Below are 21,133 nucleotides of genomic sequence, written 5' to 3' on the forward strand. Positions count from 1 at the left end.
GATTGGTACAGCGTTTAAGGGCCGATTCTTTCCTCGAATCGAGTACCGATTCAGGGCCGGCCGTGTCGCCAGGGTCACCGGCGCGGTCGGTCGATCGCCGTGGCTGGGAGCCGCGGACCGACATCGGGGAACGAGCCGTCACCGAACAGGATCCGCGCCGCCAGGGCACGACCGGCGCGGCTGCGTAGCGCGCTCACCGCGGCCTCCGCCGCGGCGGGGGATCGAATGCCGGCGAACAGACGGCGCAGCAGCAGCCGGCCCCGGAATCGTGTCCGCAACGCGCCCCCGTCATACCGGCTCAACAGGCGTGCGTCGCCCGTACGCAGATACCCGGCCGTCACCTCCGCCGCCAGGTCGGACATCCGCAGGCAGGGATCCAGGCCACCGGCCGTCAGCGGCGACACCGCGCCCGCCGCGTCCCCCACGAGCAGCCCAGCGGGGCAGGCCAGCCGTCTCAGCACACCACCGACGGGGATCAGACCGCCTCGACGCGTGACAGGCCCGGCCGGCGCCACCCGGCCGGGCGCGTCTGCGGCGAAAACGTCCAGCGCGTGGCGGATGCCGGCGGGCATCGCGTCCGGATGACCCGCGACGCCCACATGCGCACTCCGGCCGTCGTCGATGACCCACCCCAGGTACCCGGGAGCCACGCGGGGATCCAGCACGCAGTGGAACGCCGGGGGAGTGGAGCCCGACGCGACGGGGTGGACGATCTCGGCACCGACGAGGAAGCTCCGGTTGACATCGAGGCCGAGATCACGCGCCACCCGGGAGCGGGCGCCGTCCGCGCCGACGATGAAACCGGCCCGCACCGGCTCCGCCCCCGCCAACCGTACGATGCCCCTTGATGCGGCGACGTACCGCACTCCCAAGAGGACCTGCGCGCCGGCCGACTCCGCCGCCCGGCGTGCGTGATCGTAAATCCCCGCCATGTCGGCCACGCGGTACTCGTCCCGGTGGCTGGTGAGCCGGATCGGAGCCCGCCGCGAGGGCGGATACAGCAGCACGTCCCGGACACCGGGTCCGAGCAGGTGCTCCGGCAGGTCGAAGTCGTCGAGGGTACGGCGTACGAAGATGCCCGTCGTACGGATGCCGGTCGACAGCGACCGGCGGCCGTCGACCACCATCACCTTCAATTCCCGTCGTGCGAGCAGGCGAGCCGTGTGCAGGCCGGCCAGACCCGCGCCCACGACCAGGACATCCACGGTCTGCATGTTTCCCGACGCTAGAGGCGAGGTTGTGCCCGAGCGACCGTTTGCACGCTACCCATCCCCAACCTGCACATCCTCGCCACACCCAGGACGCGGACGGCTCCTCCGCGGCGGCTCGCCGGCCTGTGACCCTGCTGATACCCACCCCGCCCTGGGATACGGCCTCGCACCAGCTGACGCTCGTGGAAGGGGCTCGGCCGCTCTTCCCTCCCGGGTGTTCGGTGATGCCGGAGGAATGACAGCGAGATGTTCCGGAGAGCGTGAGCCGCTCCGCCTGCCGTCTCAGTACTGTGACTTCGCATGACCGACACCGAGATCGAGATCACCGCAGACCTGGTTCGCGACCTGCTCCAGGAGCAGCATCCGGACCTTGCGGGGCTGGCCATCCGCGAGGTGGTGGGCGGTTGGGGCAACCAGATGTGGCGTCTCGGGGAGGAGCTGGCCGTGCGGATGCAGCGCATGGACCGTACTCCGGAGTTCCAGCTCAAGGAGCGGCGGTGGCTACCCGTGCTGGCCCCGCGCCTGCCGTTGCCGGTGCCGATCCCGGTGCGGTTCGGCGAACCGTCCGAGCGCTTTCCCAAGCACTGGACCGTGATGACGTGGGTTCCCGGCGAGCCGCTGGACCACGGCTCGATCACCCGCGGCGCCCACGCGGCCGACACGCTGGCGGGCTTCCTCCAGGCACTCCATGTGGAGGCACCCGCCGAGGCGCCGACCGCTACGGACCGCGGTGCCCATCCCAGGAACTGCACGCACGGCTTCGAGAACTTCTTGCAGGACGTCGTCCCCGACGACGTCGCTGCCGACGTCCGGGATGTCTGGGCCGATGCCGTCGCGGCCCCCGAGTGGGAGGGCCCGCCGGTGTGGGTGCACGGTGACCTCCATCCCGCGAACGTCGTCGTCTCGGACGGAACGCTCTCGGGCATCATCGACTTCGGTGCCTTGTTCGCCGGCGATCCGGCGTGGGACCTCGCCGCCGCATGGGTGCTGCTCCCCGCGGGAACCGCCGCACGATTCTTCGACATGTACGGGCATGCGGACGAGGGGGCGATCCGGCGCGCCCGCGGCCTGGCCGCCATGAAGAGCCTCTTCCTGATGCACATGGGGCGGAGCGGTGATCGTGGCCTTCCCGGCGGGAAGCCTCACTGGGGACCTGCGGGCCGGGCGGCACTTGAACGTGTTCTGAAGGGCCTTTAAGGCCAAATGAATCTACTAAGTAAAGGCGGTCGGCTGATTTGCTTCACATCCCACTGCAAACACAAGTAGAACGGGCTTCGCCCGTACTCATCATCAAACCCCAGGAACCGATGTCGTAGCACTTCAGGCGGGCGGCGGGGGCGTTCAGGGAATGGGGTGCGCCGCGTCCAGCAGGCGGCGCAGCCGCATGGTGTCAGGGGCCAGGGCGGTGATCAGAAGGGCGGGGCCGGCCAGCGGGGTCAGTACCGCCTGGCCGGTCGCCGGGTTGTCGCCGAACAGGCGGGCGCGGGGCGGGTGCCGGTCCAGCGCGGGGTCGACGATGAGGATCTGGCCGACGGCGCGGTGGCCGGCCAGGACGGCGGGGCCGTCCCAGCCAGGCGCGCCGGGCCCGTACCCGGTCTGCTGCTCCAGAACGGGGCGTCCGTCGCGGCGGACGGACAGGCGGGTGGAGAGTCGGCCCGGCGGTTCGCCGGAGCGGCCGAGCACGATCTCTTCGCGTAGCAGGAGCCTGGCTGTCGGGGCCAGGTCGATGGTGCAGCTCTGGCGTAGGTTGCTGCGGGCCGCCGAGATGAGCGGTTGGGGCAGCCAGTGCAGGCTGGCGTGTTCGGCCACGCGCAGGTGCACGTCGTAGGTGGCGTGGGCGGTGGTGGGGCCGCGCAGGGCGATCGTGGCGGCGGCGGTGGTGATGCGCAGGTGGGCGGCGTGGTCGGCGGTGGCCTCGATGTGCAGCCGGTCGCCGCCGAGGGGAGCGGTCATGGTGCCGAGGACGCACACCCGTGCCTGGTCGCCGTGCGCGCGGCCGCGCCGCAGGTCGAAGGGGCCGTCGCCGGAGAGGACGGGGACGACGGTGGTGCCTCCCGCGCGGGCCGCCCTGATGCGGGCGGTGGCGTGCACGCCTACCACGGCGCGCTCGGTCGGGGTGGCGCGCTCGGTCGGGGTGGAGGCCGAGGTCGGGGTGGAGGCCGGGGTGGAGGCCGGGGTGGAGGCGGGGGCCGGGGTCGGCGGGGAGGGAACGGCGGCTCGGCTCATGCGGGGCACGCGGTCCAGGCGGTCAGGCGCTCACGGATCCAGCCGGCCACAGGCGTGATGCCGCCCGTGCTCTTGACCGCGGTCAGCACGGTGGGCAGGTCGCCGCGCTGTGCCTTGGCGTCGCGGGCCATGGCCTCCAGGTCGGCCCCGACGTGCGGGGCGAGGTCGGTCTTGTTGATGACGAGCAGGTCGGAGGTGGTGACGCCGGGCCCGCCCTTGCGGGGGATGTCGTCTCCGCCGGCGACGTCGATGACGAAGATCTGGGCGTCGACAAGGCCCTTGGAGAAGGTGGCGGTGAGGTTGTCGCCGCCTGATTCGACGAGGATCACGTCGAGCGGGCCGAGGCGTTCCTCGAGGTCTTCGACGGCTTCGAGGTTGGCGGAGATGTCGTCGCGGATGGCGGTGTGCGGGCAGGCGCCGGTCTGTACGGCGGTGATGCGTTCGGCGGGCAGGACGGCCTCGCGTAGCAGGAATTCGGCGTCCTCTCGGGTGTAGATGTCGTTGGTCACGACCGCGATGGACAGTTCCCCGCGCAGCGTACGGCAGAGGGCGGCGACGGTGGCGGTCTTGCCGGAGCCGACGGGCCCGCCGAGGCCGACGCGCAGGGCGCGACGGCCGCCGGGACGCTGAGGTGACCCGCCTGAACCGCCCGAACCGTTGGGGCCGTGGGTGTGGCCGTCGGGGGAGGTGTCGCTGTGGTGCAGGTGCATGGGGTTGCTCCCGAAGGGATCGAAGGCGTGGTCAGGAGGCGAACAGGCGGGCCGGGCGGGTGGCGTGCTGTTCGGCGGTGAGGTCGAGCAGCGGCGCCGAGGCGGCCGGCAGGGCGGCGACTCCGTCGGTGTGGACGTGCTGTGCCGCTTCGGCCGCCTGTGCCGCGACGTGATCGATGTCGGCGGCCAGGTGGGCGAGGACGGCGGTGGCGTCGAAGGGGTCCAGCCTGAGCAGGCGGACAGCCGCGGCGACCGGGCCGCTGATGCTCTCGTACGCTGCCGCGTAGGCGGCATCCACCGGGAGCAGCCCCGCGCCGCGGGCGGTGAGGCCGAGCACCACGCTCTGGTGAGCGCCTCCTGGCCGTGTTGCGGCCAGGTCGTCGAGTTCGGCGCATGGCCAGGTGGCGCGGGCGGCTCGCAAGAGCTGCCGTCCGAGCCGGCGTGAGGTGCGCCGCAGGGCGGGGGCGGCCGTGCGGGCGTCGGCCGCTTCGTCGAGCAGTAGTGGGTCGTAGCCGGTGGCGGCCGCGGCGGCCAGCCCGGCGGCGACCAGGCCGCTGGTGTGGAGCCGGCCGCGGCAGAATTCGCGCAGGTCCGCTACGTCCCGTACCCGTCCGGCCGTGATGGCCTCCTCGGCTCCGCCGGAGTGGGCGTGCCCACCGGCGGGGAATCGGCCGTCGGCCAGGACCAGCAGGGCGGCGCGGTTCATCGTGCGTGGCATGCCTTTCGTTCGCGTGGGTCGTAGGCGGGGTCGATGCGCTGGTCAGAAGAGTCAGAAGAGGAAGTAGCGCTGTGCCATGGGCAGGGTGTCGGCGTACTGGTTGCGGTCGACGAGGTGGTCGTCGATGTCGGTGTTGACGTCCTTGGCCTTCGCGCCGCCGATCTCCACGTCGAAGGTGTTGGGATCGATGCGGATGTCGGGGCAGGCGTTGTTCTCCCGCATGTCGGCTTTGAACACTTTGCGTGTGTCGCGGATGGCCGTGAACCGCTTGCCCGCGTTGACCCGTTCGGTCAGGCCGGCCTGGATGGCGTGCTCGGTGACGAAGTTGACGGCGTTGGCGGCCGGTGCCCGGCCCATGGCTCCCCACATGGGCCGGGGCAGGATCGGCTGCGGGATGGTGATGGAGGCGTTGGCGTCGCCGACCTGCGCGTAGGCGATCTGGCCGCCCTTGATCACGCGGTACGGCTTGACGCCGAAGAATTTCGGCTCCCACAGCACCAGGTCCGCCATCTTGCCCACCTCGACGGAGCCGACCTCGTGGTCGATGCCGTGCGCGATGGCGGGGTTGATGGTGTATTTGGCGACGTAGCGGCGGGCGCGGTGATTGTCGGCTCCGTCCTGGCCCGCCTGGTCGCCTTCCAGCGGGCCGCGCCGGGCCTTGTTCACGTGTGCGGTCTGCCATGTCCGTACGATCATCTCGCCGATGCGGCCCATGGCCTGGGCGTCGGACGACATGATGGAGATGGCGCCGAGGTCGTGCAGGAGGTCTTCGGCGGCCATGGTGGAGGGCCGGATCCGCGACTCGGCGAATCTCAGGTCCTCTTCCACCAGCGGGTTGAGGTGATGGCAGACCATCACCATGTCGATGTGCTCTTTGACCGTGTTGATGGTGAAGGGCCGGGTGGGGTTGGTGGAGGCGGGCAGGACGTTGGGCAGCCCGGCCATGGTGAGCATGTCGGGGGCGTGGCCGCCGCCGGCGCCTTCGACGTGGAAGACGTGGATGGGGTGGTCGCCGATGGCCGCGATGGTGTCGGCGACCGTGCCTGCCTCGTTGAGCGAGTCGGCGTGCAGGGCCAGTTGGACGCCGGTGGCCCGGCACACCTCCAGGCAGCGGCGCAGTACGGCCGGGGTGGCCCCCCAGTCCTCGTGGATCTTGAGGCCGAGGACGCCCGCTTCCACCTGGTTGTACAGCGACTCGGTCGACATGGTGCTGCCCTTGCCGAGCAGGCCGATGTTGACGGGGAAGGTGTCCAGTGCCTCGAACAGCCGGGCGATGTGCCAGGCGCCGGGCGTGACGGTGGTGGCGGTGCTGCCTTCGGCCGGTCCGGTGCCGCCGCCGATCAGGGTGGTGACTCCGGCGGCGAGCGCTTCGTGCACCTGTTCGGGGCAGATGAAGTGTACGTGGGTGTCGATGCCGCCGGCGGTGAGGATCTTTCCGTTGCCTGCGATGATCTCGGTCTCCGGGCCGATCAGGAAGTCCGTGGCGCGCTCGTGTGCGTCGTGGAGCCGGTTCATGGTCTCGTCGTTGTAGGCCTTGCCGAGTGCGATGATCCGGCCGTCGCGCAGGGCCACATCGGCTTTGACCACGCCCCAGTGGTCGAGGATCACCGCGCCGGTGATGACGGTGTCGGGTGGCTGGGGAGCGCCGAACCTCGCGGGATCGCGTGGCGCGCAGGATTGTCCCATCGATTCCCGGATCACTTTGCCGCCGCCGAAGATGGCCTCGTTGCCGCTGCGTCCGGGCCCGCCCGCCCAGTCTTCGGCGACCTCGATGCGCAGGTTGGTGTCGGCGAGCCGGATGCGGTCGCCGGTCGTCGGGCCGTAGCGGTCGGCGTAGGCCACGCGGGTCAGCGGCTCGTCGACCGGCAGGATCTCGGGCTCCGGCGCGCTGTCGTCCGGCGGGGTCGTCGTCTCGGCGGGCGCGTCCGCCGAGGTCTCCGTCGAGGTCTCGTCCAGGGCTTCATCCATCGAGCTGCCCTCCGACCTCGCCGCGCAGGCCGGCGACGACGCGTCTGCCTTCGATCGGCACGAGGGTCACCGTCCGGGGGCAGCGGGGCTCGAAGCGGACGGAGCTGCCGGCGGGGATGTGCAGGCGCTTGCCGTAGGCGGCGGGCCGGTTGAAGTTCAGGCGCGGGTTGGCCTCGTAGAAGTGGTAGTGGGAGCCCACCTGGATGGGGCGGTCGTCCTCGTTGGTGACGGTCACCGTGGTGAGCGTGCGGCCTTCGTTGAAGGCCACCGGCTCGGCGCCGTCGGGGTGGTCGATCTTCCCCGGGTGCAGCGGCGCGTCCGCTCCTTCATCGGGTTCGGGTTCGGGCTCGGCTTCGGCGAAGGGGGCACGGATGGTGACCAGTTTGGTGCCGTCGCGGAACGTCGCCTCGATCTGCAGGTCGGGGATCATCTCGGGGACGCCTTCCATGACGTCGTCGCGGGAGAGGATCTTCTCTTCGGCGGACATGAGTTCATGGACGGACTTGCCGTCCCTGGCCGCCTCCAGTACGTGCGCCGTGATCAGTGCGACCGCTTCGGGATGGTTGAGGAGCACTCCTCGCTCTTTGCGTCTGCGGGCCACGTCCGCGGCCACGTGGATCATCAGGCGTTCCTGTTCATGCGGAGTCAGATGCACCCCGCCACCTCGCTTCTCTGTCCTCCGGGGAGACCTCGTGATCGCCGCCCATTACGTACCGAACGTAATTCTTTGACAACTGAGAGTGATATAGCGGGCCGGCGACGTCTGCGTGACCACCGGGCGGGTGCGGCTGTCCTGTTCGAGCTCCTGATTCAGTGGGTGCGGTCGGCCAGGACGCGGGGCGAGCGCGATCGTGACGACGCCCGCCAGGACGACCGACAGCAGGCCGGCGCGCAGGCTGGTGAGGTCGGCGACGGCTCCGACGAGCAGCGGGGAGAGCGGGAAGCCGCCGCGCAGCAGCCAGCCGCGGACCCTTCGCCGGCAAGCGCGTTCACCGCTCCTCCCGGCCGGTGGGTCAGTGGGCGCCACCGGGCTGTGCGGCTCCGATGGAGGCGCCGGCCCGATTCACGCGTGCACAACCCGGCACAGGTTCGCCAGGGCAGGCCGTGCTGTCAGCCGACCTGGCGGATGTCATTCATCGCGCGCGAGATGGCGCGCGCGGTGGCTCGGACGGCGGGTACGTAGATCGCCGCGTCGAAGTCGGCACTTGGCGCCACCACGGACACGGCGGCGACGACGTCGTCCGCGTCGCGGATCGGCGCCGCCGCTGTGGTGTGCGGCTGGGGCCCGGCCTGGCTTCCGATGGCGTAGCCGCCTCGTCTGACCTCGGCCAGGACGCGGCGCAGATTCTCGGCAGTGCGCACGTCGTCGTAGCTGTGCCCCGGCTCGAAACGCTCGAGGACGTGCTCCTGCACCTCGGCGGGGGCGTGGGCCAGCAGAACCAGGCCGACGCCGGTCCTGGTCAGGGGCATGCGGCCGCCGACCCGGAAGAGCGCGGGGCTGGCGTTGTGCGCGGACAGCCGCTCCACGAGCGTGGCGGCGTCGCCGTCACGTACCGCCAGCACGATGTGCTGGTGGGTGACGTGGAAGAGGTCCTCCAGGTAGGGCATCGCCACGGCCCGCAGCCCGTGCCCGCGTGGGGCGAGCGATGCGATCTCCAGCAGACGCAGGCCGATGACGTAGCGGCCGTCGTCGAGGCGCTCCAGCGCCCCGGTCTCGGTCAGCTTGCGGGCCAGGCGCAGAGCGGTGCTGCGCGGCAGCCCGGTCCGCTGGACGAGACCTGCCAGAGGCAGGGCGCGGTGCTCGGCGTCGAAGGCGCGCAGCACGGCGAAGGCCCGGTCGATCACTGCCTCGCCCGCTTTCGCGGACGGCGCGGGTGCCCCCGACCCGGAGCCCGCCTTCGGCGGATCTGATGCCGGCACCACATCTCCGTTCCACTCAGTGGCATTGATCGTGCCATTGGATGGCTGCAGTTCCTAGTCTAAAGGCGCTGGTCAGCGCCGCGGAATGCGGCCGGAAACCGTCACCTGTGAGGAAGCAGCGATGAGCACACAAGGCCTGGTCGACGTCCACGCCCACTTCACCACGCCGCACTACATCGAGGCCGCCAAGGCGGCCGGTCATGTGCAACCCGACGGCATGCCCGAGGACTACTGGCCGCGATGGAGCGCCGAAGAGCACCTGGCGTTCATGGACGAAGCCGGTATCGCCAAAGCGATGCTGTCCCTGTCCTCGCCGGGGGCCCACTTCGGTGACGACCGGGCCGCTCGTTCACTGTCGCGCGAGATCAACGAGTTCTGCGCCCAGACCGTACGAGAACACCCGGACAGGTTCGGGCAGTTCGCCACCCTGCCGCTGCCCGATGTGGACGGCGCACTGACGGAAATCGCCTACTGCTTCGACGAACTCGATGCCGACGGTGTGGCGCTGATGTCCAACCATGCAGGGATCCGGCTCGCTGACGAACGGCTCGCTCCGGTGCTCAGTGAGCTCGACCGCCGCGCCGCGGTCGTCCTTCTGCACCCGACCACCTGCCCGGGCCACGAGGCGCTGTCGTCAAGCTGGCCACGACCGATGATGGAGTTCCTGTTCGAGACCGCCCGTACGGTCGTCGACTTCGTCCTCAGCGGCGCGGCGACGAGGTTCTCCCGCATCCGCCTGATCGTCCCCCATCTCGGCGGGGTGCTGCCGCTGCTCACCGCGCGCGTCGAGGCGTTCCGTACGATCAGCGGCGAGCCGACCGGCCGGGTCACGGTCACCGAGATTCTCGGCCGCTTCTACTACGACCTCGCCGGCATGCCGTCGAAGCAGCAGATCGCCGCACTCACCAGCATCGCCGGGCCGGACCGGTTGCTCTACGGCAGCGACTACGCCTGGACCCGGCGTGAACTGGCCCTGCACCTGCTGGCCTCACTCGACTCGACGCTGGGCGACGAGCACGAGAACTGGCGCGCCCTCACCACCCGCAACGCCGACCTCGTCCTCGGCCAAGGGCCTGGACGTTGATCGGCCGGCATCGACCGTCCTTGTCCCGTGATGGCCTCGCTTCATCTCCTAAGTCGCAGCCGGCCACCTGCGCGCGTCTGGCCGCGCCTGGGAATCGGCACCGGCACCGCCTGCTGCTACGTCTAAGAGGCGGCCGATCTGCTGATCACGCCTGCCGGCGATGTCCACGCCGCCGTCTTGCGCGCCGGCCGGCATGGGCTCACCGGTGCTGCCCGGTGCCGCCCATGAGCTGACCGCGGCTCGCGCCACCGGCCTGATCGACGCACTGACCACCGCAGGAGTGAACTCTCCGACAAGGGATGCCAGGGCGCGGCCGCCAGCATCCGCACGCCGCATCTCTCTGACCTGCGAGAAGGCGCCAAAGGCCTGAGATGGCCAACGCAGCGGCCACCCGCCGCCGAACGCCGACCTGCATCGATGGTCCGGAGCACGTCAGGTACGTGCGGCAGGCATGGCCTGTGAAGTGGGTCACTACCGGTCATGAGATGAGGGTGCTTCCCGTCTTCATTGGTGAGCGTGATGAACGGAGAGGTCATGAGAATCTTCATCGCCGGGGCGTCCGGCGCGATCGGCGGTCAGCTCGTCACCCGGCTGGTGGCGCGCGGGCACACGGTCATCGGCATGACCCGGTCGGCGGCCAAGGTGAGTGCGCTGCGCGAGTCGGGCGCCGATCCGGTCGTCGTCGACGCCCTCGATCCGGACGCAGTGGCCGACGCGGTCGCCAAGGCGGAGCCCGAGGTGATCGTCCATCAGCTCAGCGCGCTGAGCGGGCCGTCGAGCATGCGGCGCGTCAAGCAGATGGCGGCCGCCACCAACCGGTTGCGTACCGAGGGCACCGATCACCTGCTGGCCGCCGCGCGGGCGATCGGCGTCCACGCGTTCGTGGCGCAGAGCAACGCGTTGTGGATGGAACGCACCGGCGGGCCGGTCGCCGACGAGAGCGGCCGGATCGAGCCGCATCCGCCCGCCGACGCCGAGGCGGCGGTGGCCGCGCTGCGCCACGTGGAGGACGGGGTGATCGGTATCACCTGGGCCGATGGCATCGTGCTTCGCTACGGTTCGTTCTATGGCCCCGGGACCAGCCTCAGCTCCGCGCCGGACGCGGTCATGACCCGGCAGATCCGCGAGCGGAAGTTCCCGATCGTCGGCGACGGCGGCGGTGTGTGGTCGCTCGTGCACATCGCCGACGCCGCCTCCGCCACGGTCGCGGCCATCGAGCGCGGCAGGCCCGGGATCTACCACGTCGCCGACGACGATCCCGCCCCGGTACGCGTCTGGCTGCCCTATCTCGCCCGGACGCTCGGCGCCAAGCCGCCACGTCGCGTACCGGCGTGGCTCGCCCGCCTTCTGGCCGGCCAGGGGGCGGTGGACATGATGACGCGGGCCCGCGGGATCTCCACCGGCAAGGCCAAACGCGAGCTGGCCTGGACGCCGCGGTACCCGAGCTGGCGCGCCGGCTTCACCCAGGGATTGAGCTGACCCGGCATGTCGATCTCTGACCTGTACGGCGATCTGCGTCCGCGGGCCTTCGCCATCGCCTACCAGATGCTCGGCAGCGTCGGCGAAGCCGAGGACGTGGTGCAGGAGGCGTTCCTGCGGCTGCACCAGATCCAGCAGGGAGGCGAGGTGATCGCCTCACCGCGGGCGTACATCGCCACGTTGGTCACCCGGCTGGCCATCGACCAGTTGCGCTCGGCCCGGATGCGGCGGGAGCGGTACGTCGGCGAGTGGCTACCGGAACCGCTGGCCACCGATCCTTCGCCCGGCGAGCACGCGGAGACCTCCGACTCGCTGTCGCTGGCCGTCCTGGTGCTGCTGGAGAGCCTGTCGCCGCGCCAGCGGGCCGCGTTCCTGCTGCGGGAGGTGTTCCAGTACCCCTACCCGGAGGTCGCCGACATCGTCGGCACGGACGTGGACAGCACGCGGCACCTGGTCGCGCGGGCCCGTAAACACCTCCAGCAGCGCCGCCCGCGCTACCACGCCTCCCGGCAGCAGCGGCAGCAGCTCGCCGGGCGCTTCTTCGCCGCCGTCGAGCACGGCGACCTGCGGGCGCTGGAAGAGCTGCTGGCGCAGGACGTGGCGATGCACGGTGACGGCGGCGGCAAGGTGCCCGCGCTGGGACGGCCGATCAACGGGCGCCGGCGCGTGGCGCGCGTCCTGGCGGCGATGGCGCCCATGCTGGCCCGCGCCGGCGGCGTGCGGTTCCGGCTCACCGAGGTGAACGGCCAGCCGGGCGCTCTGGTGTACGACGTCCGGGACCTGCTCGTCGGCGTGATGGGGCTGGACATCGCCGACGGGGAGATCCAGACGATCCACTCCATCGTCAACCCCGACAAACTGCAGCACTTCGACCGGGTCGGCGACCTCGGCGCTCTCGTACGCGCCAGCCGCCAGCCCGGCAACGGCTGAACCCCACACATCCCCGGCGGCCGGACCGACCGGCAGGCCCACGACCGGTGGCCCTGCCACGCACGCCGGGGACGCCTCCATCCGCATGCCCGGTGCCGGGCGAGTCGGATGACCGGCGATCCTCCACACGTCGGGCCGATCGCGCCCGTGATCAGATAGGAGAACCTCATGAACCTCGCACTGTGGATCGGTGCCGCGCTCCTGGCCGTTGTCGCCCTGGCCGGGGGCGCCATCAAGACCTTCACCCCGCAGGCGAAACTGGCCGCGTCCCCTGGTGGGGCATGGACCGGCGACGTCAGCGCCGCGTTCGTCAAGGCCCTCGGCGTCCTGGAGATCCTGGCCGCAGTGGGCTTGATCGTTCCTGCCGTGGTCGGTGTCGCACCCGTCCTGGTGCCGGTGACCGCCCTGTGCTGGGTCCTGCTGATGATCGGCGCGATGGTCACTCACGGCCGCCGCGGCGAGCTCCGGTTCGCGATACTGAACCTGATCTATCTCGCGCTCGCGGCGTTCATCGCGTGGGGCCGCTTCGGCCCCTGGCCCTTCACCGGCTGATCCGCATCGCCGACTCCACGCTGGACATGATCACCGTCCGGTACGCCCAGGCGCTCCCGCACACCAGGTTCAACCTGATCACCCCCGTGGAGAGGGCATCTCGACCAGTTCGGCGACGAGCGGAAGAGCCCACTCGACCAGATCAACCATATGGAGTCTTTTTCATGGGCAAGGAGGAGGTGGCGTAGGCGGTGATCGTCGGGGGTGGCCTGCGCCGGGCGCTGTCCACCCCCTGGTACGTACGGCCTGTTCTGGGTGAGCGCGACGATGACTTGCAGTATGCCGTAGGCGGCCGTCACGGTCGCGGCGTCGAAGGCGACGCTGCCTCGCCCGTCGCCTTCTCGCCTCCACGGGCACGACGGATAGCCTGTTCGGCAGGGCTTTGGCGGGTGCCGGACCCCGGTGAGTGAGGGAGACGATGTCGGCGACGCGACTGCTGGTCCTTGGCGTGGTGCGGCTGCACGGTCAGGCACACGGCTATCTGGTGGGCTCTGAACTGGAGTCGTGGGAGGCCGGGCAATGGGCAGGGCTCAGGTCGGGCTCGATCTACCACGCGCTGCGTCAGCTGGCCAAGGAAGGTCTTCTGGACACCAGCGAGGTGCACGAATGGCCGGGCCGGGTCGATTACGCCATCAATGACAAGGGCGAGGCGGAGTTCCTCGGGCTGCTCAGAAGCGCCCTCAGGGTTCCCGATCGGCGTCCGGAGCTGCTCAACGCGGCCCTTGTGCTGCTACCCGCGCTGCCCGAGGAGGAGGTGATCGCACTGCTCAAGGAGCGGGTGCGCGTTCTGGAGGATGAGCGGGCGCAGATCATGGTCACGGCCCAGGAGGGAAGGCGCCCAAGGAACGTGACAGAGTTGTTCGCCCTGCGCGCGGCGCAGGCGGCGGGCGAAGCGGCGTGGATCCGTGACTTGATCGGGCGGCTGGAACGCGGCGAGGAGCCGGCCTGATCGGCCGGAGACCGGTTTGACGGTACGAGCGTGGATGGGCCATAGTTCGATACCCAAATTTGGTTAACCAAATTTGGGTATCGAAGGAGTCTCATGCGCATCAAGACAGCGGTACTTCTGGCGCTCGTCTCGAGCCCCGCAATCTCGATCCCGGCAGCGGCGAACGCCGCCCCCGCCTGCCGGACAGTCAGCGCCAAGGTGGCGATGACCTCAAGCGGCCCCGCCGACCAGCGCGTCGCCGGCACCCTGTGCCTGCCGCGCGGCCATGCCACCACCGTTCAGCTGCTCATCCCCGGCGGCTTCTACGGCCAGGCCTACTGGCGGATGCGCGGCGACCGGCAGCACCCCTCCTACATGGAGACGATGACGGCCGCCGGGTACGCCACGCTGGCCATTGACCGTCTTGGTACCGGGGCGAGCTCCTACCCACCGAGCGCCCGCTTCGGGCAGGACACCCACCAGATCGTCATCAGCCAGCTCATCCGGCAGTTGCGCGAGGGCCGTCTAGACGGGGGCCGCTTCGCCAAAATCGTTCTCGTCGGCCACTCGCTGGGCTCGACCCTCGCCCGCACCGTGGCCGCCGCACATCCAGCGGAGGTGGACGGCGTCATCCTGACCGGCGAGTCGAGCGTCCCGAACGAGGCCGCCTTTGAGCAGATGGGCACGGGAATCTACCGCGCCGCCGACGACCCCCGCTTCGCCGGACGCGGCCTCGACGACGGCTACCTCACCACCCGGCCCGGCCTGCGCGCCACCTGGTTCTACCACCAGCCCAACGCCGACCCCAAGGTCATCGCCGCCGACGAGGCCACCAAGACGACGGACGTCTTCCCTCCCGGCGACTCCTACACCCCGCCCGCGATCAACAAGCACATCCAGGCCCCCGTGCTGATCGTCAACGGTGAGCACGACAAACTGCTGGCCGGAGCCCGCTCCTCGGCCGCGCTGCGCGCCCAGGAGGCCCCCTTCTACGGTCCACGTGCCAAGCTGGAGACCGTCGTGGTCCCCGGCACCGGGCATGTGCTCAACGGCCACCGCACCGCACCCCACTGGTTCGCCCAGGCACGCAAGTGGGCCGACCGCCGCGTGGGCGGGGCGGCGCGATGAGCCACGAGCCAATCGACAGTCCGACCGGGTGGGTGGCCAGGCACGTCAAGAGCTACGCCGAGTCCGGCGGCACGCGCGGTCACCTCTTCCACGGCGCCCCCAGGCTGCTGATCACGACGATCGGCCGCCGCTCAGGACTACCCCGGCGTACCGCCCTCATCTACGGCCGCGACGGCGACCGCTACCTCGTGGTCGCCTCCAACGGCGGCGCCGCCGACCATCCGCTCTGGTTCCACAATCTGCTCGCTCGACCGCAGGTCAAGGTGCAGGTCGGGGCCGAGGTGTTCGACGCGGTGGCCCACCTGGCGGCCGAGGACGAGCGGCTCCGCCTGTGGGAGACGATGACCGGAATATGGCCGCGCTACACCGGCTACCAGCGAGAGACGTCAAGACAGATCCCGATCGTGATCATCGAGCGGGCGGGGATGCCGGACCTCGGCTGACGATGATCTGCAGCCACGCTCCATGCACATCTCGTTGACCGCACGCACGACGTTGAGCGTGACCTTGGCCAGTCTTGAGATCGCTTTCTACGTCTCGAACCCCAACTTTCACGATCATCACCATGTGAGATTGAGCTTATGCGTGCTGGACCCCACCCGCTGTTTCATAGGCGCTCACCCGTGAAACAGCTTGGCCGGCTCCCAGCATCCCGTCGGCAAGCTGGCTCGCGTCCGGGCACGTTCCGCCGTACGTCATCCGGTGACGCGTCGAGCAAGGTCAAGGCTCCAGTAGCACCCGGTACCGGACTTGCCCTTCCCGCAACCGACGCACCGCCAGGTCGGCTTGTTCGAGCGGCAGGCGCTCCAGGCGAGGCCGGACGTCGTGGGCGACAGCGAAGCGCATGGTGTCCTCGATGTCGGCGGGGCTGCCGGTCAGGTGGCCGGTGACGACCTGCGCGTTCATCACCAGCCGCGCCACCGGTACCTGAATGGCTCCGCCGTCGACGCCGATCAGGGTGAGCCGTCCGCGCAGGCGCAGACCGTCGAGCAGGGCGCTGATCGGCTCGGAGGTAGGAACCGTGCACAGGATGAGGTCAGCGCCGCCGAGTTCGGCCAGCCTCTGGCCTGCGTCCTGGGCGGTGGCGTCGATGTAGTGGCGGGCGCCGAAGGCCGCAGCGTCCTGCTCGCGGTCGGTCCCGCGGGCGATCACGACGACCTCGTGTCCGATGCGGGCCGCGAACTGCACGGCGAGATGGCCCAGGCCGCCGAGGCCGTACACGGCGACCCGCGAGCCGGGTGGCAGGCCGGCCTCGCGGATCGCGGTGAAGGTGGTCACGCCGGCACATCCCATCGGCGCCGCATCCGCCTCGCTCAATTCGTCGGGGATGTGGGCGAGCGCCTCGACGGGAACGGTCACCGTCTCGGCCCAGCCTCCCGGGTAGGACAGGCCCGGGATCCGCCGTTGCCGGCAGTGCACCTGGTCGCCGGTACGGCACGGGCGGCAGTGGCCGCAACTGCCGCCGGACCAGCCGACCGCGACCCGGTCACCCAATTCCCAGCCGGCGGCGCGAGCGCCGGTCGCGTCGATCACGCCCGCGATCTCATGCCCCGGGGTGATCGGAAAACCGCCGGCGGGCTCGGAGGCGCTCACGGTGCCGAGATCTGCTCCGCACACCCCGCTGGCGGTCACCCGTACGCGGACCCAGCCGGCATCCGGATGGGTGACCGCTACCTCGACGGGGCGCAGGGCGCCGCCGGGTTCGGTGACCGCCATCCGGCGGAACATGGTCGGCAACGCTGCGTTCCCTTCTTCCGTCGGAGCGCATGCAGCCGAGCTCCTGACAATCACGAACGATATGGCGGACCTGGCCGGCGCCGGTAGGTGGGCAACGTGAATCGGGTGATAACCTCCGGCTATGAGTGAGCGGTTGAACCTGGAGGCGCTGCGGTATGCGCGCTCGGTGGCGCACGCCCGCTCGTTCTCGGCGGCCGCGCGCGCTCACGGGATCACCCAGCCGGCGTTGTCGAACGCGGTCGCCCGGCTCGAGGAGCGCCTCGGGGTGCAGTTGTTCGAGCGGTCCACCCGAGGCGTGACCCTGACCGCCGAGGCGGTACGGCTGATTCCTCTGGTCGACACCGCTCTGTCGGCGCTGGACGCGATCACCGCCGAGGCACGGCGAATGGCCTCTCCGGAGGCCCCTCGCATTCGCCTGGGCGTCTCTCCGCTGATCAGCCCCGATCTGGTCGCCCAGGCGTTCAGCGCTGTCCGCCGCCTGCCGGTTCCCGGGGATCTGGTACTGCGGGAGGCGAACATGGCCGACCTGCACGACGCGCTCGTCGAGGGCGAGCTCGACATCATCTTGATCCCTTCGGTGAACCCCCTGCCTCGCTTCGAGCACCGCGTCATCCACTCCGAGCCGGTCGTCGTGATCGACGCTCACGCGCCGGCGTCGTCGGCGGTGGAACTGAGTGATGCCGCCGACGCGCAGTTCATCCTGGTGCCCGACGCGTGTGGCCTGACCAGGTTCACTACGCAACTGTTCCAGGAGCACGACCTGCCGCTGCGCGCCTATCCCGGTGAGGCCGGCGGCTACCAGGTGCTGGAGCAGTGGGTCGGTCTCGGCCTGGGCACAGCGATCCTGCCCGAGTCCAAACTGACCGACGCCGGTCTCACCGCCCGCCCACTCATCGACGACGGCCGGCCCGTGGAGTTGTTCTACGAGGCGGTGTGGGACCCCACCTCCCGCTACGCGGCCGACCTGAGTCGGCTCGTCGCCTCACTTAGCGATAACCGCCGCCTATAGCCGTATTCACGCAGCCGGTCTACCGGCCGGGATAAATCGGACATAGCTTCAGCGCATGGCCAAGCCGTGGCCGGCCCTCGAAGCGAAACGAGAAACCCATGGTCTATCTGACGTACAGGTGCTGCACGGCTTCGCCACCGTCGAGGACGCGCAGGCGTATCTGTCCAGCGAGATGTTCATCCAGCACGTCGTCACCGCCCTGCAGCCTTACCTCAACACGGCTCCGGACGTGCGCATCTACAAGGCCGCCTGACGCAGCCGCCTGACGCAGTCGACGGTACCGGCGCGTAGTCACCGGCAGCCCTGCCGTCCACGCCCCGCCGTCCAGGCTCCCTCCATCCGCACTCACCATGCGCCGCTCGGTCACAGCCGCCGCACGTCGCGCAGACAAGGACCTCCGTGCCTGAGCCCGAACACCTTGCCGGCACCCATGCCGGCACCCATGCCGGCACCGGCCCCCAACCGTCCACCGCGGCCAGGCCGGCTGTCGATGCCGTCCAGCGGCGCACGATGACCGTGCTGGTCCTCACGCAGATCATCGGCACCGTGGGGGTGGGCGTCGCACCCTCGATCGGGATCCTGCTGGCCGGAGCGGTCACCGACAACGAAGCCTGGGCGGGCGTGGCCAGGACCGCGAGCACACTCGGCGCAGCCCTGCTCGGCCTGCCACTGGGCACGCTGGCAGCACGCCGCGGACGCCGCGTTGCTCTCGCGGGCGGCTGGTGGACGGCCGCGGTCGGCGCCGCGGTTCTGGTCGCCGCAGCGCAGTGGAGCCTGATCGTCCCGCTCTTCGGCGGCCTGCTGCTGATCGGCGCAGGGTTGGCGGTGAGCCTGCAGTCGCGGTTCGCCGCCACCGACCTCGCCCAGCCGCACCACAAGGCCCGCTCGCTGGCCCTGATCGTCTGGGTCGGCACACTCGGCTCCGTGCTCGGCCCGAACCTCGGCGTGCCCGGCGAGATCATCGGCGCCGCCACCGGCCTCACGGTGTACGCGTCGGCCTTCCTCATCGCCGCGCTCTGCTTGGCCGTTGCCGGTCTGGTCGTGTGGCTGTGGCTGCGTCCCGACCCGCTGCTGTTCCTCGAGCGGGAAGCGCCCGCGGGTCTTGGCGGCAGGCAGCCGGGCCGTATCCGCCAGGTGCTCGCCGAGCTGCGCGTCAACCGGCGCGCCCGGGTGGCGGTGATCGCGATTCTCACCGCCCAGATCGTCATGGTCGGGATCATGACGATGACGCCCGTCCACCTCACCCACCACGGCGGCTCGATCACCCTCGTCGGCATCACGATCAGCATGCACATCGTCGGCATGTACGCCCCGGCCCCGCTCGTAGGCCTGATCGCCGACCGCTACGGCCACCGACCGGCGATCACCGCCGGGCTCGGCGTCCTGGCCGCCTCGCTCCTGATCGGCGCCATGAAACCCGACGACACTGGATGGACCATCACCTCGCTGATCCTGCTGGGCATCGGCTGGTCCTTCGTCAACGTCGCCGCTTCCGCGCTGTTCAACGCCGCCGTCTCCACCGAGACCCGGGCCTCCTCCCAAGGCGGCGTCGACGCGCTGTCGAACCTGTTCGGGGCGACCGCGGCGTTCGCGTCCGGGCCGCTGCTGGCCGTCAGCAGCTTCTCCCTGCTGTCCATCGTGGCCCTCATCGTCCTCATCCCGCTCGGCGTCCTCATGGCCGGCCGTACCTTCACCCGCCAGAACGCGTGACGTTCCGCCCAGACAGAAGGGAGGCGCACATGGCGCCTACCGCCCCTCAGCACGATGTCGTCGTGGTGGGCGCTGGTGCGGCCGGCCTCACGGCGGCGGCGGCCCTGCACGCGGCCGGGCTCGACACGGTGTGCCTGGAGGCGCGTGAACGCACCGGAGGCCGGCTGGTGACCACCGGCGACGGGCTCGACCTGGGCGCCACCTGGTTCTGGGATGGCGAGCCACGGGTCGCCGCGCTCACCGCCCAGCTCGACGTCGCCATCTTCGACCAGCACCTCATGGGTGACGCGCTCGCGCAGTACCCCACCGGTATCCAGCGGGTCACCGGCAACCCGATCGACGCCCCCGCCTACCGGTATCGGCCCGGCGCCGCGGCGCTGACCACCGGTCTGGCGGCCCGGCTCCCCGCCGCCGCGCTGCGGCTGTCGACCCCGGTCACGCACATCCGCTCGAACGGTGACACGGTCGAGGTAGGGACGAGCACTGAACGCTTGAACGCCGGCCAGGTCGTGCTGGCCGTTCCGCCGGCGCTCGCGGTGGCGAGCATCGACTTCCACGGCGCACTCGAGCCAGAGCTGGCGGGACTCGCCGGGACCACTCCGGTCTGGATGGGCGGCGTCATCAAGGTCGTGGCCACCTATCGCAACCCGTTCTGGTGGGCGGGCGACCTGGCAGGAGCGGCGATCAGCTGGACCGGCCCGCTGCGGGAAATCCACGACATGTCCGGGCCGGACGGCACTCCAGCCGCCCTGTTCGGCTTCGCCCCCGCCCCCGCTACTGGTCCCGGCTTCGCAACAGCCGTCACCACCCAGCTCGCGCAACTGTTCGGGCAAGAAGCGGCCCGGCCCGAAGCGCTGCACATACAGGATTGGAGCACCGAGCGGTGGACCACGCCGCCCGGAGCGCAGCACCTGACGAACTACGATCTGTTCGGGCATTCGCTCTACCAGCGGCCCGCGCTGGCAGGCCGGCTGCACTGGGCATCGACCGAAACCGCCACCGACCATGCCGGCCATGTCGAGGGCGCACTCCTGGCCGGTGAGAGATCCGCTCGCGCCGTCCTCACCACCCATCTCGCCCAGCGAGCCGGCTCGGCACCAGCAGCCGAGCTCGGGAAGAGCGGGTGACCCACCGACGCAGACGCCTCCCACCCGCCAGCCGTACGCCATCAGGCAGCGCCCCGAGGCTGGAGCCTGCCATGAGCGCCCCCACCACGACCGGAAGTGACCACCATGCATGAGATCCCGCAACTGCTGGCCGAATACGACCGCGCCCGCGCCTACACCGACGAACTCTGGCGCGACCTGACCGCCGAGGAACTGCACTGGCGGCCCGAGCAGAACTTCAGCCCCATCGGCTGGCACCTCGGCCACCAGGCCCACGTCGCCCACTTCATGATCCGCAACCTCACCGCGGCCGAACCGAGCCCCGCACCCGACCTGGACGACCTCATGGACTCCGCCAACCCGGAGGCCAACCGCCTGCCCCTGCCCGACCCCCGGCGACTGGCCGGCTTCCGCGCCACCGTCGGCGAACGGGTCCACGCCCGCATGAACGCCATCGGAGCCGGAGACGTCGGCGCCCCCGCCCAACTCAAGATCGTCGCACAGACGCTGCTCATGGCGATCATCAACCACGAGTACCAGCACGACCGCTGGATCGGCGAGGTACGCAACCGCGACCTCGGCCACGCCCTGCCCGACGACCCCACCTCTGATCTCATCACCACCGTCGACGGCTACCTGGTCGTGTGCGGCTGGACCCCCTGACCCCATCAGAGCCGCCTAGCCGTGGCCGCCGCCGGCACACCCCTACCGACGCCT

At 70.5% G+C, this 21,133-nt stretch carries 22 protein-coding genes and 1 pseudogene; 14 read left to right on the forward strand and 9 right to left on the reverse strand.

The features are described from left to right. Window positions 1-74: 74 nt before the first annotated feature. Window positions 75-1,214, reverse strand: coding sequence for an NAD(P)/FAD-dependent oxidoreductase (locus FH608_RS16880; protein WP_139631425.1), 1,140 nt, complete (start codon window positions 1,212-1,214; stop codon window positions 75-77). Window positions 1,215-1,511: 297 nt separating this feature from the next. On the opposite strand from FH608_RS16880, the gene FH608_RS16885 reads away from it, so the two are divergent. Beyond that, window positions 1,512-2,408 carry an aminoglycoside phosphotransferase family protein gene (locus FH608_RS16885; RefSeq protein WP_139631426.1) on the forward strand — a complete coding sequence of 299 codons (897 nt, stop codon included), beginning with the start codon at window positions 1,512-1,514 and terminating at the stop codon, window positions 2,406-2,408. A gap of 144 nt (window positions 2,409-2,552) precedes the next feature. Here the strand turns inward: FH608_RS16885 and FH608_RS16890 are convergent, their stop codons facing one another. The 7 genes from FH608_RS16890 to FH608_RS16920 form a co-directional block, all read right to left on the reverse strand. Continuing rightward, a complete protein-coding gene (locus FH608_RS16890; protein ID WP_139631427.1) occupies window positions 2,553-3,437 on the reverse strand; it encodes an urease accessory protein UreD in 885 nt (294 codons plus the stop codon). Further along, window positions 3,434-4,147 carry an urease accessory protein UreG gene (ureG, locus tag FH608_RS16895; protein WP_139631428.1) on the reverse strand — a complete coding sequence of 238 codons (714 nt, stop codon included), beginning with the start codon at window positions 4,145-4,147 and terminating at the stop codon, window positions 3,434-3,436. The genes FH608_RS16890 and ureG overlap by 4 nt, the downstream gene beginning before the upstream one ends. A gap of 31 nt (window positions 4,148-4,178) precedes the next feature. Next, window positions 4,179-4,865 carry an urease accessory protein UreF gene (locus FH608_RS16900; protein WP_226899604.1) on the reverse strand — a complete coding sequence of 229 codons (687 nt, stop codon included), beginning with the start codon at window positions 4,863-4,865 and terminating at the stop codon, window positions 4,179-4,181. Window positions 4,866-4,916: 51 nt separating this feature from the next. After that, window positions 4,917-6,833, reverse strand: a complete 1,917-nt coding sequence (locus FH608_RS16905) for an urease subunit alpha (RefSeq protein WP_139631429.1) — start codon at window positions 6,831-6,833, stop codon at window positions 4,917-4,919. Next, window positions 6,826-7,488 carry an urease subunit gamma gene (locus FH608_RS16910; RefSeq protein WP_139631430.1) on the reverse strand — a complete coding sequence of 221 codons (663 nt, stop codon included), beginning with the start codon at window positions 7,486-7,488 and terminating at the stop codon, window positions 6,826-6,828. The genes FH608_RS16905 and FH608_RS16910 overlap by 8 nt, the downstream gene beginning before the upstream one ends. 51 nt (window positions 7,489-7,539) lie before the next feature. Further along, the gene (locus FH608_RS16915) at window positions 7,540-7,860 is read right to left on the reverse strand and encodes an MFS transporter (protein WP_139631431.1); all 321 of its coding nucleotides are present in this window, start codon (window positions 7,858-7,860) and stop codon (window positions 7,540-7,542) included. A gap of 83 nt (window positions 7,861-7,943) precedes the next feature. Continuing rightward, window positions 7,944-8,753 (reverse strand): IclR family transcriptional regulator, encoded by an 810-nt coding sequence (locus tag FH608_RS16920; RefSeq protein WP_226899605.1) that lies wholly within the window; start codon window positions 8,751-8,753, stop codon window positions 7,944-7,946. Between the two features lie 121 nt (window positions 8,754-8,874). Between FH608_RS16920 and FH608_RS16925 the strand changes: the two genes are divergently transcribed. From FH608_RS16925 to FH608_RS16955, 8 genes and pseudogenes are all read left to right on the forward strand, one after another. Next, on the forward strand, window positions 8,875-9,837 hold the full coding sequence (locus FH608_RS16925; protein ID WP_139631432.1) for an amidohydrolase family protein: 963 nt from the start codon (window positions 8,875-8,877) through the stop codon (window positions 9,835-9,837). A gap of 199 nt (window positions 9,838-10,036) precedes the next feature. Further along, window positions 10,037-10,170: pseudogene (locus FH608_RS54730) on the forward strand (IS5/IS1182 family transposase); the annotation flags it as partial. Between the two features lie 201 nt (window positions 10,171-10,371). Beyond that, window positions 10,372-11,316 (forward strand): NAD-dependent epimerase/dehydratase family protein, encoded by a 945-nt coding sequence (locus tag FH608_RS16930; RefSeq protein ID WP_139631433.1) that lies wholly within the window; start codon window positions 10,372-10,374, stop codon window positions 11,314-11,316. A 6-nt stretch (window positions 11,317-11,322) separates the two neighbouring features. Then, a complete protein-coding gene (locus FH608_RS16935; protein ID WP_139631434.1) occupies window positions 11,323-12,246 on the forward strand; it encodes an RNA polymerase sigma-70 factor in 924 nt (307 codons plus the stop codon). A 168-nt stretch (window positions 12,247-12,414) separates the two neighbouring features. Then, window positions 12,415-12,798 (forward strand): DoxX family protein, encoded by a 384-nt coding sequence (locus tag FH608_RS16940; RefSeq protein WP_139631435.1) that lies wholly within the window; start codon window positions 12,415-12,417, stop codon window positions 12,796-12,798. A gap of 418 nt (window positions 12,799-13,216) precedes the next feature. After that, window positions 13,217-13,747, forward strand: coding sequence for a PadR family transcriptional regulator (locus FH608_RS16945; protein WP_139631436.1), 531 nt, complete (start codon window positions 13,217-13,219; stop codon window positions 13,745-13,747). 93 nt (window positions 13,748-13,840) lie between these two features. Next, complete coding sequence (locus FH608_RS16950) at window positions 13,841-14,854, forward strand: alpha/beta hydrolase (protein ID WP_226899606.1); 1,014 nt, start codon at window positions 13,841-13,843, stop codon at window positions 14,852-14,854. Next, on the forward strand, window positions 14,851-15,297 hold the full coding sequence (locus FH608_RS16955; RefSeq protein ID WP_139631437.1) for a nitroreductase family deazaflavin-dependent oxidoreductase: 447 nt from the start codon (window positions 14,851-14,853) through the stop codon (window positions 15,295-15,297). Before FH608_RS16950 ends, FH608_RS16955 begins: the two co-directional genes overlap by 4 nt. Before the next feature lie 277 nt (window positions 15,298-15,574). Here the strand turns inward: FH608_RS16955 and FH608_RS16960 are convergent, their stop codons facing one another. Next, window positions 15,575-16,570 (reverse strand): alcohol dehydrogenase catalytic domain-containing protein, encoded by a 996-nt coding sequence (locus tag FH608_RS16960; RefSeq protein ID WP_139631438.1) that lies wholly within the window; start codon window positions 16,568-16,570, stop codon window positions 15,575-15,577. 142 nt (window positions 16,571-16,712) lie between these two features. Here FH608_RS16960 and FH608_RS16965 point away from each other — a divergent pair, with 142 nt between their 5' ends. The 5 genes from FH608_RS16965 (at window position 16,713) to FH608_RS16985 (ending at window position 21,079) form a co-directional block, all read left to right on the forward strand. After that, entirely contained in the window at window positions 16,713-17,600 is an 888-nt protein-coding gene (locus FH608_RS16965) for a LysR family transcriptional regulator (RefSeq protein ID WP_139631439.1), read from the forward strand. A gap of 55 nt (window positions 17,601-17,655) precedes the next feature. Beyond that, entirely contained in the window at window positions 17,656-17,853 is a 198-nt protein-coding gene (locus tag FH608_RS16970; RefSeq protein WP_139631440.1) for a hypothetical protein, read from the forward strand. 146 nt (window positions 17,854-17,999) lie between these two features. After that, window positions 18,000-19,310, forward strand: coding sequence for an MFS transporter (locus FH608_RS16975; RefSeq protein WP_226899607.1), 1,311 nt, complete (start codon window positions 18,000-18,002; stop codon window positions 19,308-19,310). Window positions 19,311-19,339: 29 nt separating this feature from the next. Further along, on the forward strand, window positions 19,340-20,437 hold the full coding sequence (locus FH608_RS16980; RefSeq protein ID WP_139631441.1) for a flavin monoamine oxidase family protein: 1,098 nt from the start codon (window positions 19,340-19,342) through the stop codon (window positions 20,435-20,437). A gap of 105 nt (window positions 20,438-20,542) precedes the next feature. Continuing rightward, window positions 20,543-21,079: a DinB family protein gene (locus FH608_RS16985; RefSeq protein WP_139631552.1), complete on the forward strand. Its 537-nt coding sequence runs from the start codon at window positions 20,543-20,545 to the stop codon at window positions 21,077-21,079. Window positions 21,080-21,133: the final 54 nt, after the last annotated feature.

The sequence above is a fragment of the Nonomuraea phyllanthi genome, from assembly GCF_006334985.2.
In the GTDB taxonomy this organism is placed as follows: domain Bacteria; phylum Actinomycetota; class Actinomycetes; order Streptosporangiales; family Streptosporangiaceae; genus Nonomuraea; species Nonomuraea phyllanthi.

Coding starts and splice junctions, on each gene's coding strand:
- FH608_RS16880 (WP_139631425.1), bottom strand. CDS start 1,214: ATGCAGACCGTGGATGTCCTGGTCGTGGGCGCGGGTCTGGCCGGCCTG.
- FH608_RS16885 (WP_139631426.1), top strand. CDS start 1,512: ATGACCGACACCGAGATCGAGATCACCGCAGACCTGGTTCGCGACCTG.
- FH608_RS16890 (WP_139631427.1), bottom strand. CDS start 3,437: ATGAGCCGAGCCGCCGTTCCCTCCCCGCCGACCCCGGCCCCCGCCTCC.
- ureG (WP_139631428.1), bottom strand. CDS start 4,147: ATGCACCTGCACCACAGCGACACCTCCCCCGACGGCCACACCCACGGC.
- FH608_RS16900 (WP_226899604.1), bottom strand. CDS start 4,865: ATGCCACGCACGATGAACCGCGCCGCCCTGCTGGTCCTGGCCGACGGC.
- FH608_RS16905 (WP_139631429.1), bottom strand. CDS start 6,833: ATGGATGAAGCCCTGGACGAGACCTCGACGGAGACCTCGGCGGACGCG.
- FH608_RS16925 (WP_139631432.1), top strand. CDS start 8,875: ATGAGCACACAAGGCCTGGTCGACGTCCACGCCCACTTCACCACGCCG.
- FH608_RS16930 (WP_139631433.1), top strand. CDS start 10,372: ATGAGAATCTTCATCGCCGGGGCGTCCGGCGCGATCGGCGGTCAGCTC.
- FH608_RS16935 (WP_139631434.1), top strand. CDS start 11,323: ATGTCGATCTCTGACCTGTACGGCGATCTGCGTCCGCGGGCCTTCGCC.
- FH608_RS16940 (WP_139631435.1), top strand. CDS start 12,415: ATGAACCTCGCACTGTGGATCGGTGCCGCGCTCCTGGCCGTTGTCGCC.
- FH608_RS16945 (WP_139631436.1), top strand. CDS start 13,217: ATGTCGGCGACGCGACTGCTGGTCCTTGGCGTGGTGCGGCTGCACGGT.
- FH608_RS16950 (WP_226899606.1), top strand. CDS start 13,841: ATGCGCATCAAGACAGCGGTACTTCTGGCGCTCGTCTCGAGCCCCGCA.
- FH608_RS16955 (WP_139631437.1), top strand. CDS start 14,851: ATGAGCCACGAGCCAATCGACAGTCCGACCGGGTGGGTGGCCAGGCAC.
- FH608_RS16960 (WP_139631438.1), bottom strand. CDS start 16,570: ATGGCGGTCACCGAACCCGGCGGCGCCCTGCGCCCCGTCGAGGTAGCG.
- FH608_RS16965 (WP_139631439.1), top strand. CDS start 16,713: ATGAGTGAGCGGTTGAACCTGGAGGCGCTGCGGTATGCGCGCTCGGTG.
- FH608_RS16970 (WP_139631440.1), top strand. CDS start 17,656: ATGGCCAAGCCGTGGCCGGCCCTCGAAGCGAAACGAGAAACCCATGGT.
- FH608_RS16980 (WP_139631441.1), top strand. CDS start 19,340: ATGGCGCCTACCGCCCCTCAGCACGATGTCGTCGTGGTGGGCGCTGGT.
- FH608_RS16985 (WP_139631552.1), top strand. CDS start 20,543: ATGCATGAGATCCCGCAACTGCTGGCCGAATACGACCGCGCCCGCGCC.